Raw genomic sequence first — 322 nt, 5'->3', positions numbered from 1 at the left:
GGACGCCGACGGCGAGGACGGCAACGGCCTCGCCATCGGCGGACTGGTCGCCGGTCTCGGCGGCCTTGCCCTCGGCGGCGTGGCCCTGGCCCGCTCCGGCAAGAAGGCCTGATCCGTGCGGCGTGTGCCGGGGCTGGTCCTCGCCCTCCTGATCGCCGCGGTCGCGGTGGTCGGGTGGGCGGCTCCGGCGTCGGCACACGCCACGCTCGTCTCCACCGACCCCGCCGAGGGGGCGGTGCTGGCCGAGGCTCCGGCCGAGGTCACCTTCACCTTCGACGAGTCGGTGCAGCTGGTTCCGAAGGGGCTGTTGGCGTTCGACGCC

At 75.2% G+C, this 322-nt stretch carries 1 protein-coding gene; it reads left to right on the top strand.

Translation table 11 applies throughout. The features are described from left to right. Nucleotides 1–115 precede the first annotated feature (115 nt). Nucleotides 116–322, top strand: a 207-nt coding sequence (locus ACOADB_RS24305) for a copper resistance CopC family protein (protein ID WP_378604869.1), incomplete at its 3' end; no start/stop codon positions are given.

Origin of the sequence: Nocardioides sp. CPCC 206348 (assembly GCF_048654705.1) — a bacterium.
In the GTDB taxonomy this organism is placed as follows: Bacteria; Actinomycetota; Actinomycetes; order Propionibacteriales; family Nocardioidaceae; genus Nocardioides.
The sequence above is the reverse complement of the archived record's forward strand: the minus strand, read 5'-3'. Positions and strand labels throughout refer to the sequence as shown.